The organism is Streptomyces sp. NPDC006687 (genome assembly GCF_040636215.1).
Lineage (GTDB): Bacteria > Actinomycetota > Actinomycetes > Streptomycetales > Streptomycetaceae > Streptomyces.
On record NZ_JBEYJJ010000015.1, the window covers coordinates 78,809 to 93,554 of the forward strand.

The 14,746-nt window shown below is 73.4% G+C and carries 18 protein-coding genes; 13 read left to right on the plus strand and 5 right to left on the minus strand.

From position 1 onward, the window contains the following. Positions 1 to 26: 26 nt before the first annotated feature. On the plus strand, positions 27 to 629 hold the full coding sequence (locus ABZ716_RS19555) for a hypothetical protein (protein WP_358809613.1): 603 nt from the start codon (positions 27 to 29) through the stop codon (positions 627 to 629). Positions 630 to 660: 31 nt separating this feature from the next. On the opposite strand, the gene ABZ716_RS19560 is transcribed toward ABZ716_RS19555, so the two are convergent. Both ABZ716_RS19560 and ABZ716_RS19565 read right to left on the minus strand, forming a co-directional pair. Beyond that, a complete protein-coding gene (locus ABZ716_RS19560; RefSeq protein ID WP_358809614.1) occupies positions 661 to 1,287 on the minus strand; it encodes a response regulator transcription factor in 627 nt (208 codons plus the stop codon). Positions 1,288 to 1,606: 319 nt separating this feature from the next. Beyond that, entirely contained in the window at positions 1,607 to 1,822 is a 216-nt protein-coding gene (locus ABZ716_RS19565; RefSeq protein WP_358809615.1) for a hypothetical protein, read from the minus strand. Positions 1,823 to 2,206: 384 nt separating this feature from the next. Between ABZ716_RS19565 and ABZ716_RS19570 the strand changes: the two genes are divergently transcribed. Further along, positions 2,207 to 3,070, plus strand: a complete 864-nt coding sequence (locus ABZ716_RS19570) for a helix-turn-helix transcriptional regulator (protein WP_358960352.1) — start codon at positions 2,207 to 2,209, stop codon at positions 3,068 to 3,070. Between the two features lie 37 nt (positions 3,071 to 3,107). On the opposite strand, the gene ABZ716_RS19575 is transcribed toward ABZ716_RS19570, so the two are convergent. Beyond that, positions 3,108 to 3,551, minus strand: a complete 444-nt coding sequence (locus tag ABZ716_RS19575; protein ID WP_358809616.1) for an ATP-binding protein — start codon at positions 3,549 to 3,551, stop codon at positions 3,108 to 3,110. Between the two features lie 268 nt (positions 3,552 to 3,819). On the opposite strand from ABZ716_RS19575, the gene ABZ716_RS19580 reads away from it, so the two are divergent. Together ABZ716_RS19580 and pucL are read left to right on the plus strand one after the other, a co-directional pair. Next, positions 3,820 to 5,178 (plus strand): aspartate aminotransferase family protein, encoded by a 1,359-nt coding sequence (locus ABZ716_RS19580; RefSeq protein ID WP_358960355.1) that lies wholly within the window; start codon positions 3,820 to 3,822, stop codon positions 5,176 to 5,178. Between the two features lie 307 nt (positions 5,179 to 5,485). After that, positions 5,486 to 6,403 (plus strand): factor-independent urate hydroxylase, encoded by a 918-nt coding sequence (pucL, locus tag ABZ716_RS19585; RefSeq protein ID WP_358960357.1) that lies wholly within the window; start codon positions 5,486 to 5,488, stop codon positions 6,401 to 6,403. A gap of 9 nt (positions 6,404 to 6,412) precedes the next feature. On the opposite strand, the gene ABZ716_RS19590 is transcribed toward pucL, so the two are convergent. Further along, entirely contained in the window at positions 6,413 to 6,901 is a 489-nt protein-coding gene (locus tag ABZ716_RS19590; RefSeq protein ID WP_358960360.1) for a histidine phosphatase family protein, read from the minus strand. A gap of 240 nt (positions 6,902 to 7,141) precedes the next feature. On the opposite strand from ABZ716_RS19590, the gene ABZ716_RS19595 reads away from it, so the two are divergent. The 7 genes from ABZ716_RS19595 (at position 7,142) to ABZ716_RS19625 (ending at position 11,224) form a co-directional block, all read left to right on the plus strand. Beyond that, a complete protein-coding gene (locus ABZ716_RS19595) occupies positions 7,142 to 7,357 on the plus strand; it encodes a CbtB-domain containing protein (RefSeq protein ID WP_344159961.1) in 216 nt (71 codons plus the stop codon). Between the two features lie 41 nt (positions 7,358 to 7,398). Next, complete coding sequence (locus ABZ716_RS19600; RefSeq protein ID WP_358960362.1) at positions 7,399 to 8,151, plus strand: CbtA family protein; 753 nt, start codon at positions 7,399 to 7,401, stop codon at positions 8,149 to 8,151. A gap of 52 nt (positions 8,152 to 8,203) precedes the next feature. Continuing rightward, entirely contained in the window at positions 8,204 to 8,449 is a 246-nt protein-coding gene (locus tag ABZ716_RS19605) for a hypothetical protein (protein ID WP_358809621.1), read from the plus strand. 136 nt (positions 8,450 to 8,585) lie between these two features. Further along, on the plus strand, positions 8,586 to 9,644 hold the full coding sequence (locus tag ABZ716_RS19610) for a helix-turn-helix domain-containing protein (RefSeq protein WP_358960467.1): 1,059 nt from the start codon (positions 8,586 to 8,588) through the stop codon (positions 9,642 to 9,644). Between the two features lie 249 nt (positions 9,645 to 9,893). Continuing rightward, entirely contained in the window at positions 9,894 to 10,487 is a 594-nt protein-coding gene (locus ABZ716_RS19615) for a class F sortase (RefSeq protein ID WP_358960365.1), read from the plus strand. Between the two features lie 113 nt (positions 10,488 to 10,600). Further along, positions 10,601 to 10,960, plus strand: coding sequence for a hypothetical protein (locus tag ABZ716_RS19620; protein WP_358960367.1), 360 nt, complete (start codon positions 10,601 to 10,603; stop codon positions 10,958 to 10,960). A gap of 57 nt (positions 10,961 to 11,017) precedes the next feature. Beyond that, complete coding sequence (locus ABZ716_RS19625; RefSeq protein WP_358960370.1) at positions 11,018 to 11,224, plus strand: hypothetical protein; 207 nt, start codon at positions 11,018 to 11,020, stop codon at positions 11,222 to 11,224. Between the two features lie 37 nt (positions 11,225 to 11,261). Here ABZ716_RS19625 and ABZ716_RS19630 read toward each other — a convergent pair whose 3' ends face one another. After that, entirely contained in the window at positions 11,262 to 11,675 is a 414-nt protein-coding gene (locus ABZ716_RS19630; RefSeq protein ID WP_358809625.1) for a hypothetical protein, read from the minus strand. A gap of 148 nt (positions 11,676 to 11,823) precedes the next feature. Between ABZ716_RS19630 and ABZ716_RS19635 the strand changes: the two genes are divergently transcribed. Then, positions 11,824 to 12,651 carry a hypothetical protein gene (locus ABZ716_RS19635; protein WP_358960373.1) on the plus strand — a complete coding sequence of 276 codons (828 nt, stop codon included), beginning with the start codon at positions 11,824 to 11,826 and terminating at the stop codon, positions 12,649 to 12,651. A 71-nt stretch (positions 12,652 to 12,722) separates the two neighbouring features. Beyond that, entirely contained in the window at positions 12,723 to 14,720 is a 1,998-nt protein-coding gene (locus tag ABZ716_RS19640; RefSeq protein WP_358809627.1) for an FUSC family protein, read from the plus strand. The last annotated feature ends 26 nt before the right edge of the window (positions 14,721 to 14,746 follow it).

A 14,746-nucleotide genomic window follows, 5' to 3' on the forward strand; every position in this document is an offset into this window, starting at 1 on the left:
ACCCACGCACTCAGGAGGCAACACCCGTGGAGAAGACCGCCGCCCGACCCGTCATACGGACCCGACGGGACCAGCTCAGGAACGGGGGCCGGGCATCGCTGATCGGCACCGGTTTCGGCGTGATGTGGTTCGCCCTGGGACAGGCCGTCGTCCACGGGGCCGCCCGTCCGTTCGTCCTCGCGGCCGGCGCGCTGCTGTTCGCCGCGAGCGCCGCCACGGTCGTCCGTCTCTTCCTCCTGGCCCGGCGCACCCCCGAGCACGTGAAGGGCACACCCCCGGCCGCGGGCGGCGGGGGCCCGAAGTTCCTGACGGTGCTGCTGATCGAGGTCGCCGTCCTCGGCGCGGGCAACAACTACATCCGCACCTCCCTGGACCGCCCCGAGCTGATGCTCAGCTGGTCGGCGCTGGTGGTGGGCGCGCACTTCTTCCCGCTGGCCAAGACCCTGCGCGCGCCGATGCTGCGCTGGCTCGGCGGCGCGATGCTGGCGACGGTCGGCCTCGCCGCCCTGGCCGTACTGGTGCTGGGAGCCGATGTCCAGGCGTGGCGGTACGTGCCCGGACTCGGCTGCGCGGCCGTCCTGTGGGGCGGCACCGCGCTCACCGGGCTGAGGGCCGGCCGCAGGGGCTGAACCCCGGCCGGCCGGCCCTGGCGGCGCCGCCTCAGATCCAGCCCTGCTCGACGGCGATCCGGGCCGCGTCGAAGCGGTTGCGGCCGCCGAGCTTCTTGATGGAGGCCGAGGTGACGTTGCGTACGGTTCCCGCCGCCAGGTAGAGCTCGGCCGCGATCTCCTTGACGGTGGCGCCGCCGGCCGTGAGGCGCAGCACCTGGGACTCCCGGGTGCTGAGCTTCGTCGCCGGGCCGGTGCCCGGCAGGCCGAGCCCCATGGCGCTGCCCGCGAGGGACGGGGCCATCGTCACGCAGCCCGCCGCCACCCCCTTGAGGGTGGCGATGAGCCGGGGCAGGCCCGTATCGGTGGGGACGATGCCGTGCACTCCGGCCGCCATCGCGCGCCCCACCGCCGCAGGGCGATTTCCGGCCATCATCAGCACGATCCCGCACGAGGGAACCCGGGCCCGTACGGCTGAGGCGAGGCGAAGGACGTCATCGCCCACCGGGGTGTCTTCCAGCAGGACGACATCGGGTGAATGCCGGTGCACAAGGGACAGGACGTGCTGCGGATCGGTTTCCGCGGCGACGACCTCTATGCCGCCGGCCGATCTGAGGGCCTCGACGAGGGCCTCCAGAAAGAGAATCCGGCTGCCGCCGACAATGACGCTGATAGCCATGGTGAATCCTCTGGATGAACCGTGGGGCCGTGTCCTACCGTTCGGTTTCCACGGTCCAGCCACTGAGCTGTTGGGTTATCTCCAGTGCCCGGCGGCAAATACTGCCGCCGGAAGCCGGTGGTTCCGTTCCGTCGGAGACGGTCTGGAACAGGACGAGCTCGACGTGCCCGTCGCGAGGGCGGACCGCCACGTGTTCCAGACCGTCCGCGGGGGTGGCCACGGACCTCAACAACGAGGCGAGAAGCAGCGGATCCGGCGGGCCGCCCGTCGAAGTGGCCGGGGCGCGCAGGGAAACCGCGGTCATGAGCATGCGAGTCGACTAGTCCCAGTTCAGGTTGTACGAGGTGGCGAGGGACGCCTCCAGCGGACCGTCCGCGTCGGGGGCGACGATGTCCCAGTTGAGGTTCCCGCTCTCGGCGGCGGCGACGTGGATTTCCCCGCCCCGGCCGGGCACGTGGACCGTTCCGGAAAGGAACAGGCCCGCGGCGAGAGCGGCAACGGAAGCGACACCGGCGATACGACGGAACTGCGGCATGGTTTTTCCCCCTGGAAAAGCGTTCGTAAAGCGGGAGCCGTCCGGGCCTTCGGCGCCGGGCCGCTCCTTCCTTCTGCATCCAGCTTGCTTTACGGCCGGCCTCAAGTGGAAGTGGATCGGCTGGCAGGAAGGACCCCGTGGCAGGTCGGTGCCAACCTCGCAACAGAGCCGCGGGGAAGTAGCCATCCACCTGCGGCGTCTCATATGTTGACCGCATCGGCGCGGCTCAGTGAAGAGTGAGCGGCGGGGGACCGAAGAGGAACGACAATGCTGGAACTACTGGGACTGGACGCACAAACAGCGGACGTGTACGGACTCATGCTGGCGAACCACGCATGGGGGGTTACGGAGATCGCACGCCGACTCCATCTGACGCCCGCCGACGTGCGGGAGTCACTGGAGAAGCTGACCGATCTGCGGTTGTTGCACCGATCCGCTGTCAATGACGAACTACAGCCCGCCGACCCGGCGTTGGGTCTGCGGGAACTGCTCAACGAACACAAGCGGGAGCTGGAGAGCAGGCAGGAGGCGGTCGCCCGCTGCGAGGCCGACATGGCCAAGCTCGTCAGCACCTACAGCGAGCTCTACACCGGCCAGAGCCAGCGCGTAGCCCAGCAGTTCCTCGGCCTGGACTCGGTGCAGAACCGGATCAAGGAGCTCGCCACCGAGGCTACCTCCGAATGCCTCACCTTCAATCCCGGCGGAGCGCAGTCTCGAGCCAGCCTCGAGGCCAGCAAGCCGCTCGACCGCGAGACCATCGCCCGCGGTGTCCGGATGCGGACGGTCTACCTGGACAGCGTCCGCAACGACTCGGTGACCACCGAGTACGCGGAGTGGCTGACCGACCTCGGGGGCGAGGTGCGCACCGTGCCCTCGCTGCCGGTGCGGATGCTGATCTTCGACCGGAAGACGGTCATCGTCCCGGCCGACCCGGAGAACACCCGCAAGGGAGCGGTCCAGTTGACCGAGCCGGGCGTGGTCGTGGGGCTGTCCGGACTGTTCGACCAGATCTGGGAGTCGGCCGTCCCGCTGGGCACCCGACAGGACCGCGACGAGCGGGGTCTGACCCGGCAGGAGAAGGAGCTGCTGCGCCTCCTGGGCAGCGGGCTCACCGACGAGGCCGCCGGCCGCCAGCTCGGCCTGTCGCTGCGGACGGTCCGGCGGATGATGGCGGAGCTGATGAAACGTCTCGGCGCGGGCAGCCGCTTCGAGGCGGGCCTGCGCGCTGCCCAGCGCGAGTGGGTCTGACAGCCGCCGACCGCCAGGGGGCGCCTCCGGGCGGCCCCTACGGCTCCGGGAGGGGCGTCGGGAGCTCCGGCTCCGGCAGGGACGCCGGGAGCTCCAGCCAGACCGTCTTTCCCGGGCGGCCGTCCGCCAGGAGGGCGCAGCCCCAGGCGCGGGCCAGGTGGTCCAGGAGGACCAGGCCGTGGCCTCCGGGACGGGCCGGGTCGTGTGCGGGGCGGGGGCGCGGCAGGTCGGGGCTGCCATCGGTCACCTCGACCCTCAGCCGGTCTTCCGGCCCGTAGCGCAGGACCAGCTCCCGCGGGCCCCCCGCGTGCAGGCAGGCGTTGGTGACGAGCTCCGAGACGAGCAGGAGGACGTCCTCCTCGGCCTCGGTCCCCGGCGCCCAGCTCCAGTCGGCCAGGGCCCGGCGCGTGAAGTCACGGCACCGTGTGACCACGCCTGCCGTGGCGCCGCCCAGGACGAGCCTTCGCGTCTGTTCCGCCACCGGCGCACTCCCGTCTCGGCCTCACCCGTCCCCTCGGCGCCGCACCTACCCTCGTCCAGGGGGGACAAATCCCACGGCCGAGGCCACCGGACCGCCACAGCCGCCCCTCAGCCGTCCTGGAGCCCCACCGGAGCCGGGGCCGGTCACGCAGCGCCACCGCCCGCCACCCGAGCCCCCACCTCCGCCCGTGCGCCCCGGCGCCCGCCCATGCGCCCCCACGGCTCCCGGGCGCCCCCGTGTCCACATCCCGGACAACTACGCTCGTTGTATGAACGCAGATGCCGACGCCCTCCGCACCCTGAAGACCGTGAAAGACGCCGACCGGAAGCACGTCTTCCATTCCTGGTCGGCCCAGGAGCTCATCGACCCGCTCGCCGTCGCGGGGGCCGAGGGCTCGTACTTCTGGGACTACGAGGGCAACCGCTATCTCGACTTCTCCAGCGCGCTCGTCTACACCAACATCGGCTACCAGCACCCCAAGGTGGCCGCCGCCGTCGCGGAGCAGGCCGCCCGGCTCTGTACCGTCGCGCCCGGCTTCGCCGTGGACGTCCGCTCCGAGGCGGCCCGCCTGATCGCCGAGCGCACCCCCGGCGACCTCGACAAGATCTTCTTCACCAACGCGGGCGCCGAGGCCGTGGAGAACGCCGTCCGCATGGCCCGGCTGCACACCGGCCGGCCCAAGGTGATGTCCGCGTACCGCTCCTACCACGGCGCCACCTCCGCCGCGATCAACCTCACCGGCGACGCCCGCCGCTTCGGCAACGACAGCGCCACCGCCGGGGTCGTGCACTTCTGGGGCCCGTTCCCCTACCGCTCGCCCTTCTACTCCGGCTCCGAGGCGCAGGAGTGCGAGCGCGCCCTGCGCCACCTGGAGGACACGGTCGTCTTCGAAGGCCCGCAGTCCGTCGCGGCGATCATCCTGGAAACGGTCGGCGGCGCCCCCGGCGTGCTCGTGCCCCCGGCCGGCTACCTGGCGGGCGTCCGCGAGATCTGCGACCGCTACGGCATCGTCTTCATCCTGGACGAGGTCATGGTCGGCTTCGGCCGCACCGGCCGCTGGTTCGCCGCCGACCACTGGGAGGTCACCCCGGACCTCCTCTGCTTCGCCAAGGGCGTCACCAGCGGATACGTCCCGCTCGGCGGTGTCGCGGTCTCCGGCGCGATCGCGCGGACCTTCGCCCGCCGCCCCTACCCGGGCGGGCTGACCTACTCCGGGCACGTGCTGGCCTGCGGCGCCGCCGTCGCCACGATCAACGTGATGGAGGAGGAGGGCATCGTCGAGCAGTCGGCCCGCACCGGCGCCGAACTGCTGGGGCCGGGCCTGCGCGCCCTCGCCGAGAGGCACCCGTCCGTGGGCGAGGTCCGGGGTCTGGGCACCTTCTGGGCCCTGGAACTCGTACGGGACGCGGACACCCGCGAGCCGCTCGTCCCGTACAACGCCTCCGGCGCCGACAACGCCCCCATGGCGGCCTTCGGCGCGGCCCTGAAGAAGGGCGGCCTGTGGCCCCTCCTCGCCGGGAACCGGATCCACGTCGCGCCGCCCTGCAACATCGCGGCCGAGGACGTGGCGAAGGGGCTGGCGGTCCTCGACGAGGCCCTCGCCGTCACGGACGCGCAGATGGCCTGAGCCGCCCGCCGCCCGTCCCCCTTGTGGGGTCGCCCAATCCTCCGCCGCCGGTGTTCGGAGGTTCCGTACGGTGGTCAGCCCCCCGCTTACGTGGTGCAATCCCGTCAGTACTCCAGTCATCAGCACTCCAGTACTTCAGTACGACTCAGCACCTACGGACCGGGATGCACGTCAGTCCCGGGGCGGCCCCTGCGGGGCCGAACGGCGGGGAGCGGGACGTCCTCCTCGGGGGGCGGGCGCTGGACGCCGGGCGTACGGGATCCAGACCAACGGACTCCGTGTTCCCGAGTACCCGAAGGAAGACAGCATGAGCAAGCACGTCCTGGGCCAGAACCAGTACGGCAAGGCCGAGAACCGCATCGTCGTGGTGAGCCGCAAGGGCAGCGACGGCTCGTGGGCCGAGATCCGCGACCTGAACGTCTCGGTCGCGCTGCGCGGCGATTTCCGCGACGTCCACCTCACCGGTGACAACGCCAACTGCCTGCCCACCGACACCACCAAGAACACGGTGTACGCCTTCGGCAAGGAACACGGAATCGCCTCCCCCGAGGCGTTCGGCATCCTGCTCGCCAAGCACTTCGTCTCCTCCCAGGAGCCGATCCGCGAGGCGCAGATCCGCATCGAGGAGTACGTCTGGGAGCGGATCCCCGTCCCGACGCGCAAGGAACAGCACTCCTTCGTCCGCAAGGGCCAGGAGGTGCGCACCGCGCAGGTCACCTACAGCGAGACCACCGGCCTCCAGGTCATCTCGGGGCTGAAGGAACTGACCGTGATGAACTCGACCAACTCCGAGTTCCACGGGTTCATCAAGGACGGGTACACGACCTTGAAGGAGGCGTACGACCGCATCCTGGCCACCAAGGTCACCGCCCGCTGGGCGCACTCGGCGCTGGCCGCCGACGACGCCGGGCACGACTGGGACCGGTCGTACAAGAAGGTCCGCAAGCACCTGCTCGAAGCCTTCGCGGAGACGTACTCCTACTCGCTCCAGCAGACCCTGAACCAGATGGCCGAGCGGGTGCTCGACAACTGCCCCAAGGTCAACGAGGTACGCCTCAACCTGCCCAACAAGCACCACTTCCTCGTCGATCTGGAGCCCTTCGGCCTCAAGAACGACAACGAGGTCTACTTCGCGGCGGACCGGATGTACGGCCTGATCGAAGGCACCGTCCACCGTGAGGGTGTCCAGCCGGTGATCGCCACCTCCGACTGGATCGTGGCGTAACGCCGCTGGTCAGGGCCCGGTGCGGGGCTGCCCGAGGTGCAGGTTCCAGCGGCCCGACCGGCCGCTGAGGACGGTCTCGGTGTCCGGGCGTACGTCGAGCCGCCAGAAGGCCGCGGCGGGCAGCTCCAGGGCCGCCACCACCGCCGCCCGTACGACGGCCTGCGCGACCACCGCGTGGTGCCGCCCGGGCGCCAGTGCGGCCAGGTGCTCCCCGGTACGGGTGATCAGCGCGGCCAGCGGCTCCCCGCCGCCGGGCGGGGCGAACCCCGGGTCGGTGAGCCAGCGCCGGACCGCCTCCGGGTCCTCGGCGGCCACCTCGTCCAGGGTGCGGCCCGCCCACGCCCCGAGGTCCGGCGCGGCCAGGCCCGGGTGCCCGGGGCAGGGCAGGGGGTGCCCGAAGCGGCCCTGGCGGGCGGCTTCGTCCAGCGGGGGCGTGGTCAGGTGCAGGCGCACCGGGGGCGAGGGAGGCGTCGGACGCGGCGGGGGCGTGGGGGGCATAAAAAGAGCGTAAAGCGCGTGCCCGGGGCGTGAGACGGCGGCCACACGCCGTGGTGTTCCGGCCGGGACCGCGCTACCGTCACGGACGACATGTAGAAGGTATGACGGAAGTACCGGTGAGAATCCGGCACGGTCGCGCCACTGTGAATCCTCCCGCGGCGACGGGGGAGGGAAGTCAGACCCGCCCGCCTTCGACGAGAGCACCACTGACCGGGACGCGTGTTCCCCTGGAGGTTTGCCATGGCCCACTCCGCCGTGCCCGCTTCGGCCCCTGTCGCCGTAGCCCCCATCTCGCTCTCCGCGCTGGCCCCCTGGGCCGCCTTCGCCGCCGTCGTGACCCTCTTCCTGCTCTACCTCGTCGGCGTCGAGCAGGGTGCCGCCGCGATCTTCCAGGGCGAGAACGTCCACGAGTGGATGCACGACGGCCGCCACCTGCTCGGCTTCCCCTGCCACTGACCTCCCGCTGATCCCCCGCTGATCACGCGAGGAGCTCCTACGTGAACACCGTCTCGCCCCGGGTCCTGCTGGTCCGGGGCATGCTGGCCGGCCTGCTCGCCGGCGTCGCCGCCTTCCTCGTCGCCTATCTGCTGGGCGAGTCCGAGGTGGACGCGGCGATCGCCATCGAGGAGGCCGGCGAGGCCGCGCACCAGCACGCCGAGGCCGCCCCGGTCAGCCGGGCCCTCCAGGCGACCGCCGGCCTGGGCACCGGCACCCTGCTCTACGGGCTCGCGCTCGGCGGTATCGCCGCGCTCGTGTTCTGCTTCGCCCTCGGCCGTATCGGCCGCTTCGGCCCGCGGGCCACGGCGGCTCTGGTCAGCGGCGGGCTGTTCGTCACCGTCGCGCTGGTGCCCTTCCTCAAGTACCCCGCCAATCCCCCTGCCGTGGGCGACCCCGGCACGGTCGTCCGGCGGACCACCCTCTACCTGCTGATGATCGCGCTGAGCGTGCTGCTGGCCTCGGGCGCGCTGATCCTGGGCCGCCGGCTCGCGCCGCGCCTGGGAAACTGGAACGCCTCGGTCGTGGCCGTGCTCGCCTTCGTGGTGGCCGTCGGGCTCGCCTACGCGCTGCTGCCGGGGATCAACGAGGTGCCGGAGGACTTCCCGGCGGCGCTGATCTGGAAGTTCCGCCTCGCCTCGCTGGCCATCCAGGCGACGGTGTGGACCACTTTCGGCCTGGCCTTCGGTTTTCTAGCCGAACGCGCTATTGCCCCGGCCGCCGCCCCCAAGGAGGCTGTACAGCCGACCAGTTGAAGTCGGCACTCCCGTTGCGGACGTGCCGCATGCGGAGGGTGGGAGCCGGGACATGCAGGCCGCGATAAGGGAATGGCGGGGCTGGACCGGCGCCGCACCCTTCTGGCTGAACTCGGCGCTGCTGAGCCTGGCCCCGTTCACCGACGTACCCCTCTTCGCCCAGGTCTGCGTCATCACCGCCCTGGCCGCCCTCGGCGGACTGGGCCGCCAGCTCTGGTACGGCGACTACGGACACCCCGCGATGCACCTCGCCGCCGCCCTCATGGGGGCGGCGGCGGTGGCTTTCGTGGTCCTCTGAACCCGCCCCCGCTTCCGCCCCGGCGGCGAACTGCCCGTCCGGGGAGGAAGAATGGGGCTTTTCGAGCGGAACGGGGACCGGTGTGACGGCGGCAGGGCGGGACATACCCGAGGAGTACCTGGCCGGGTACGTACGCATGCTCCGGGAGGTCACGGCCACCGGCCGCCACCCCGCGCCCGAGGAGCTCGACGCCCGCCGCGACCTCGGCGAGCGGGCCGCCGAGGCCGGGTACGCCCTGCCCGGCCTGGTCGGCGCCCACCTGGCGGCCACCCGCGCCGCACTGGACGGACGGACCGCCCCCGACCCCCTGATGACCGCCGCCGAGCAGGCCGTGGACGCCTTCGCCGAGGGCTACGAGCGGGCCCGGCGGCAGGCGGTGCGCCAGGAGGAGGCGGCCCGCCGGGAGTTCCTCGACGACCTCCTGCTGGGCCGGGGCGACCCGGGGCGCCTCGCCGGGCGCGCCGAAGCCTTCGGGCTCCGCCCGGCCCCGGCGTACGCGGTGGCCGTGGCCCGCGCGGCCACGCCCTTCGTGGACGGGAGCCCCGGGGTGCGGCGGGTGGAGCGGGTGCTGGAGGGGGCGGTGGAGGGGGCGGTGCTGCTCGCCGCCAAGGAGGGCCGGCTGGTGTGCGTGGTCCCGGCGGGCACCTCGGGGGACGTCTCGGGGCACGTCTCGGGGGACGTCTCCGGGGACGGTGAGGAGCTGCCGGCCCGGTTCGCGCGCGGGGTGCGTGCGGGCTCCGGCCCGGGCGGGCTCGTCGCGGCCGGGCGGCCGCATCCCGGTGTGGGCGGGGTGGCCGCCTCGTACGAGGAGGCCCTGGGCGCCCTGGACCTCGCGGACCGGCTCGGCTTCGAGGGGCCGCTGGTGCGCGCCGCCGATCTGCTGGTCTTCCCCGTGCTGACCCGGGACCGGGCCGCCCTGGCCGATCTGGTGCTGAGCGTCCTCGGTCCGCTGCGGGCCGGGCGCGGCGGGGCGGGCCCGCTGCTGGAGACGCTGACCGCCTACTTCGACGCCGGGTGCGTGTCGGCGGAGGCGGCGCGCCGGCTGGACCTGAGCGTGCGGGCGCTGACGTACCGCCTGGAACGCATCCACAGCCTGACGGCCCACGACCCCGGCGACCCGGTCCACCGCTACACCCTCCAGACGGCCACCCTGGGGGCCCGCCTCCTGAACTGGCCGGCCGAGCCGCTCCCGTAAGGGGAGCACCGCCTCGAAGGGGGGCACCACCTCAACGGGGGAACACCGCCTCACCCGTTCGGGGGCATGAGCCCCCGCCTTCACCGCCCGCCCCCGGCGCCCACCCCGAGCTGCGAAGACTCCCCCCGAGGACCCCGCCACACCAGTGACACTCCGTCAACTCACCGATGTGGTGGAGGTGCCACGCCCCCCGGAGTGGGCCACGCTCCCAGGAACCGGCCGCCCGAGCCGGCTCCCAGGAGGAATGCCATGTCCCGCGCCCGATGGGCGGCCGCCGCGCTGACGGTCACCCTGCTCTGTACCGGCATCGCCCTGTTGCGCGGGGGAGAGGGTGCGGAGCCGGCCGTCTCGGGCATCACGGACGCGCTGCCCTCCCGGGCGCTGGGCCTGTCCGGTCACCGTCGCCTCGTACGGGAGCTGGAGCACTCCGGCACCCACGCCCACCCCCGCAGCCCGGGCCGACGCAGCCGGACCGGAGCCGCCGGACCGCTGCGTGCCTCGCGCCCGCTGCGGCTGCGGATCCCGAGCCTGGAGGTGGACCTCCCGCTCGTGGAGGGGGAGCAGAGCGGGGAGGACACCGCCCGCTGGGACCCCGCCGGTCCGGCCCCCGGGTCGGCCGGGACCGCCGTGGTCACCGGCCGTGGGCTGCCGCTCTCCGAGCTGCGGCGCGGCCGCACCATCGAGATCCCGCGCGCGGACCACCGTACGGCCGTGTTCACCGTCGAGCGGGTCTCCCCGTACGGGGCCACTGCGCCCGAGCGGGGCGGGCGGGCCCGGCTGCGGCTGGTCAGCGGGGAGACCTCCGTCCTCGCGCGGCTGACCGGGCCGCTGCACACCGGCTGAGCACGGTGCGGCCGTCCCGCCGTCAGCCGAGGGGGGGTGTTCTCGTCCCCCGCTCGGGGGCTTCTCGGGCGCGGCCGGCAAGTCGGCGCGGGCGGCGGGGCAGGGAAGCTCCCATGAGCGGTGCGCGGTACGCGCGGTCGGTGCTGGCGCGGGCCCTGACGGTGGCCTGTGTGGCCCTGCTGTGCCTGTTCGGGGCCAGTGCGGCGGCTGCCGCCACCGCCGGCGGCGCCGATCCCCGTCCCGCGTCCTCCGCCCCGGCCGACCCCGCCGAGGGGGAATCGGATCCGGCTGCGGATCCCGATGCGCGGGCGGACGTACGGACGGTGCTGCGTGCGGCGCCGGGTCCGCGCGGGCTGCCGCGGGGGACGTTTCACGTGAAACACGCGGGCGAGTCCACCCGTGTGGCCCCGGGCGGGCCCGCCACCGCGGCCCTGACCCCGCGGACGGTCCGGAGTGTGGTCCTGCGCTGCTGAGGGGGCCGAGCGGCAGAACTCCCCCCGCACACCCCTGGACCACCGTGAGGTTCCGTCATGCCCATCGACCCGTACGCCGCCCTGAACGCCCTCATCCGCGCGGAGGCCGTCCGCTTCTCCCCCGCGGCCCGCGAGGACCGGCCCGTGCCGCCGGTCCCCGCCCCCGCGAGCACCCCTGAGGCCACCCCGGCTCCCGGAGCCGCCGAGGCCACGGCCGGTGCCGGCGGTGAACCGCAGCGGCACACCGCCGACCCGGCCGCATAACCGCCCGGCGCCAGGGCCCGGTACCGCACGCGGGGGGTCAGTCCTCCCGCGTGTAGTACCGGTAGAAGGCGATCACTCCGATGCCGATGCCCGTGAACAGCCCGACGACGACGGAGCGGAGCACGGACTGGTTGGTGAGGCTGTGCAGGTAACCGACGGCGATCCCGATGAAGACCCCGTACGCGGCTGCGTGCACCTCCCGCTGGAGCCTCGGGCCCACCTGGGAGAGCGCGAACATGATGCCTGCGAAGATCGCGCCGCACAGGATCCCGTAGAAGACGTTGCCCGCGTCGACCGGTCCCATCTGGCGCTGCATGAACGCCGCCCAGACCCCGTAGACGAGGCCGAGCAGCAGCGCGCGGATCAGGGCGTTCCTGCGGATGTCGTGTGCGTGTGCCGACGCCGTCCGGCGGTGGTGCCGCCGGGGCGCGGTGGGGGCCGCGTGTGCCATGGCGGGCTCCTCTCTTCCAGCCTCCAGGGCACACCCGCCACCCCGGCGCGGCAAGTGGATCACCCGTCCGGGCGACCCCGGGCCGTCTCCCGCCCCGTACGCAGCAACCGGGGTGGCGCCGGGCCCCGCGCCCGCCTTCGCTGGTGACGTGCGCACCTTCCTGTCGGCGGCCCTCATCGTGCTCGTGGCCCTGCTCGTGCCCGCGAGCGCGGTCGCGTACTGGGCCGACCGCCAGCTGGGTGACGCCGACCACTACACCGCCGCCATGGCCCCCCTCGCCGACAACCCCGCCGTCCAGGGCGTGGTCGTCACCCAGGCCGCCCGGGCCCTCTCCGGGCAGATCGACGCGGGCCCCTTCCAGGGCGGGGTGGACGCCCTGATAGGCGAGGCCCTGCACTCCTTCGCCGGCACCCCCGCCTACCGGACGGCCTGGGACGCGGCCAACCGCGCCGCCCACACCGCCTTCCTCGACGCCCTCACCACCGGCCACGGGGACGCCGTCACCATCGACCTCGCACCGGTGATCGCCCAGGTCAAAGGGGAACTGGTGGCCGACCGGGTGCCGTTCGCCGACCGTATCCCCGAGACGCACCAGACCGTGAAGGTCATGGAGTACGACAACCTCGGGGCGCTCCGGAAGGGGTTCCGCATGCTCCAGGTCGCCGGGGTCTGGCTGCCGGTGCTGACCGTGCTGCTCGCCGTCGCGGCCGTCGCCGTCGCCGTGCGGCGCCGTCGCGCCCTGCTGGCCACCGGTCTGGGGATCGCCGTCGGCGCCGTCCTGCTGGGCATCGCGGTCGAGGTGTGCCGCCGGCTGACCCTCGACGACCTCCCGGCCGATATCGACCGGGCCGCCGCCGGGGCGGTGTACGACGCGCTCACCGCGTTCCTGCGCACCACCACCTGGGTGGTCCTCGCCCTGGGGCTGGCCACCGCGCTCACCGCATGGCTGGCGGGTCGGCTGCGCCGCAGCCCATAAGCTCGGAACGTAACCATCCTCCGCAGAACGCCCCAGAAGAACCGATTCGCGAGCGGTGACACGGAAGCGGAATGACCACCGAACGACGCCCCGAGCACATACCGCCCCGGCCACCGCGGGACAGCCCGCCGGGCACCCCTGCCTGGCTCCTCGCCGGGCTGCGGCCGAGCAGCGCCCCCATCCCCTGGGCCGCGGTCGTCCGCGCCGGGATCGCCCTGTCCGTCCCGATCGCCGTCGGCTTCGCCCTGGACGAGCCCGAGTACGGCGCGCTCGCCTCCATGGGCGCCCTGTCCGGGGTGATCGGCGACACCGCCGACGCCTACCGGATGCGCGTCCTGAACATCGCGGTCCCGCAGCTCCTCGGCGCCATCGGAGTGGCCCTGGGCACCCTCGTCTACGGGCACGGCTGGCTGGCGGTCGCCGCCCTCACCCTGATCGCCCTGCTCTCCGGGATGATCTCCTCCATCGGCACGATCGCCTCCGCGTCCGGGCTGGTGTTCCTGCTCAACGCGGTCGTCGGCGCCGGCCTGCCGCTGCCCGAACCGTGGTGGACGGCCCCGCTGCTGCTGAGCGCGGGCGGCCTGTTCGTCCTGCTGCTCACCCTGCTGGGCTGGCCGCTGCGCCGCCGGCAGCCCGAACGGGCGGCGGTGGCCGCGGTCTACCGGGCCGTCGCCGACGCCCTGGAGGCCGCGGGCGGCCCCGCCGACGCCTACGACGAACGCCGCCAGCAGGTCACCCATGCCCTCAACCAGGCCCATGACGTCGTCCTGGGCCGCCGGGCCCGGGTGCACGGGCGCAGTCCCTCGCTGGTGCGGATCCTCGCCCAGCTCAACGTGCTGATCCCGCTGGTCGAAGCCGCCCCCGCCGCCCATCTGCGGGGCCACCCGCTGCCGCCGGAAGTGCCCGCCGCCGTGCGGGATCTGGCCGACGCCGTCGAGGAGGGCCGCACCGGGACCCCGGTCCTGGACCTGCCCGCCCCTCGGAGCCCGTCGGAGCGGGCCGTGGACACCGCCCTGCGGCACGCGGCCAACATCGTGCACCTCGCCGAGCCGGACCCGTTCAACGTCGACGACCGCCTCGGCCGGCCCGCCGCACTGCGCGTACGGGCCGGTCGGGCGGTGCGCGACATGATGTTCTCCGAGGCGTCCTGGCGCTACGGGTTGCGCCTGGCCCTGTGCATCGGCCTGGCCCAGTCGCTGGTCTCGCTGATCGAGGTGGAGCGCTCGTACTGGGTGGCGCTGACGGTCACCTTCGTCCTCAAACCGGACTTCGGCTCCGTCTTCTCCCGGGCGGTGCTGCGCGCGCTGGGCACGGCGGCCGGACTGGTGCTGGCCGCCGCGGTACTGGCGGAGGTGCCGCGCGGCTGGTGGGACGTACCGGTGATGGCGCTGCTCGCCGCGCTGATCCCGGCGTTCTCCGCGAAGGGATACGCCTTCCAGACCGCCGCCATCACCCCGGTGATCCTGCTGCTGTCGGACCTCCTCAACCACCAGGGCTTCGATCTGATCCGGCCCCGGCTGCTGGACAGCCTGATCGGCTGCGCCATCACCCTGGTCTTCGGCTACCTGCTGTGGCCCGAGAGCTGGCACACCCGGATCGGCGACCGGCTCGCCGACGCCGTGGACGACGCCGCCCGCTACATGGAGCGCGCCTTCGCCCCCGTCGCCGACGAGGCCGAGCTGCGGGCGGCCCGCCAGGCCCGGCTCCACGCCCGGCGCCGGATCTACCGCGACCTCTCCGGTGTCCGCACCGAGTTCCAGCGGGCCCTGACCGAACCCCCGCCCATCGGCAGCCGCGCCGCCGCCTGGTGGCCGCTGGTGGTGGCCGTGGAGCGGATCGTGGACGCCACGACGGCGGCCCGGGTCCGCGTCAACCACGGGGCACCGGCCCCTCCCCCGTCCGAAGTGGACCGCATCGCCGCCCAGCTCCGCGAACTGGCCGAGGGCGTCCGCAGCAGCCCCACCCCGCACCGGGTCGACATCCCGGCGGAACCCGGGGAACCCAGCGTGCTGTCCGACGTCCACCAGGAGGTGGCCGCCGCCCGGGCCATCGCCCAACCGGAGCACTGACGAGGGCCCCGCGCCCCGCCGCACGG

Coding starts and splice junctions, on each gene's coding strand:
- pucL (WP_358960357.1), top strand. CDS start 5,486: ATGAGCAAGCACGTCCTGGGCCAGAACCAGTACGGCAAGGCCGAGAAC.
- ABZ716_RS19595 (WP_344159961.1), top strand. CDS start 7,142: ATGGCCCACTCCGCCGTGCCCGCTTCGGCCCCTGTCGCCGTAGCCCCC.
- ABZ716_RS19615 (WP_358960365.1), top strand. CDS start 9,894: ATGTCCCGCGCCCGATGGGCGGCCGCCGCGCTGACGGTCACCCTGCTC.
- ABZ716_RS19630 (WP_358809625.1), bottom strand. CDS start 11,675: ATGGCACACGCGGCCCCCACCGCGCCCCGGCGGCACCACCGCCGGACG.
- ABZ716_RS19610 (WP_358960467.1), top strand. CDS start 8,586: ATGCTCCGGGAGGTCACGGCCACCGGCCGCCACCCCGCGCCCGAGGAG.
- ABZ716_RS19620 (WP_358960367.1), top strand. CDS start 10,601: ATGAGCGGTGCGCGGTACGCGCGGTCGGTGCTGGCGCGGGCCCTGACG.
- ABZ716_RS19590 (WP_358960360.1), bottom strand. CDS start 6,901: ATGCCCCCCACGCCCCCGCCGCGTCCGACGCCTCCCTCGCCCCCGGTG.
- ABZ716_RS19625 (WP_358960370.1), top strand. CDS start 11,018: ATGCCCATCGACCCGTACGCCGCCCTGAACGCCCTCATCCGCGCGGAG.
- ABZ716_RS19605 (WP_358809621.1), top strand. CDS start 8,204: ATGCAGGCCGCGATAAGGGAATGGCGGGGCTGGACCGGCGCCGCACCC.
- ABZ716_RS19560 (WP_358809614.1), bottom strand. CDS start 1,287: ATGGCTATCAGCGTCATTGTCGGCGGCAGCCGGATTCTCTTTCTGGAG.
- ABZ716_RS19580 (WP_358960355.1), top strand. CDS start 3,820: ATGAACGCAGATGCCGACGCCCTCCGCACCCTGAAGACCGTGAAAGAC.
- ABZ716_RS19565 (WP_358809615.1), bottom strand. CDS start 1,822: ATGCCGCAGTTCCGTCGTATCGCCGGTGTCGCTTCCGTTGCCGCTCTC.
- ABZ716_RS19640 (WP_358809627.1), top strand. CDS start 12,723: ATGACCACCGAACGACGCCCCGAGCACATACCGCCCCGGCCACCGCGG.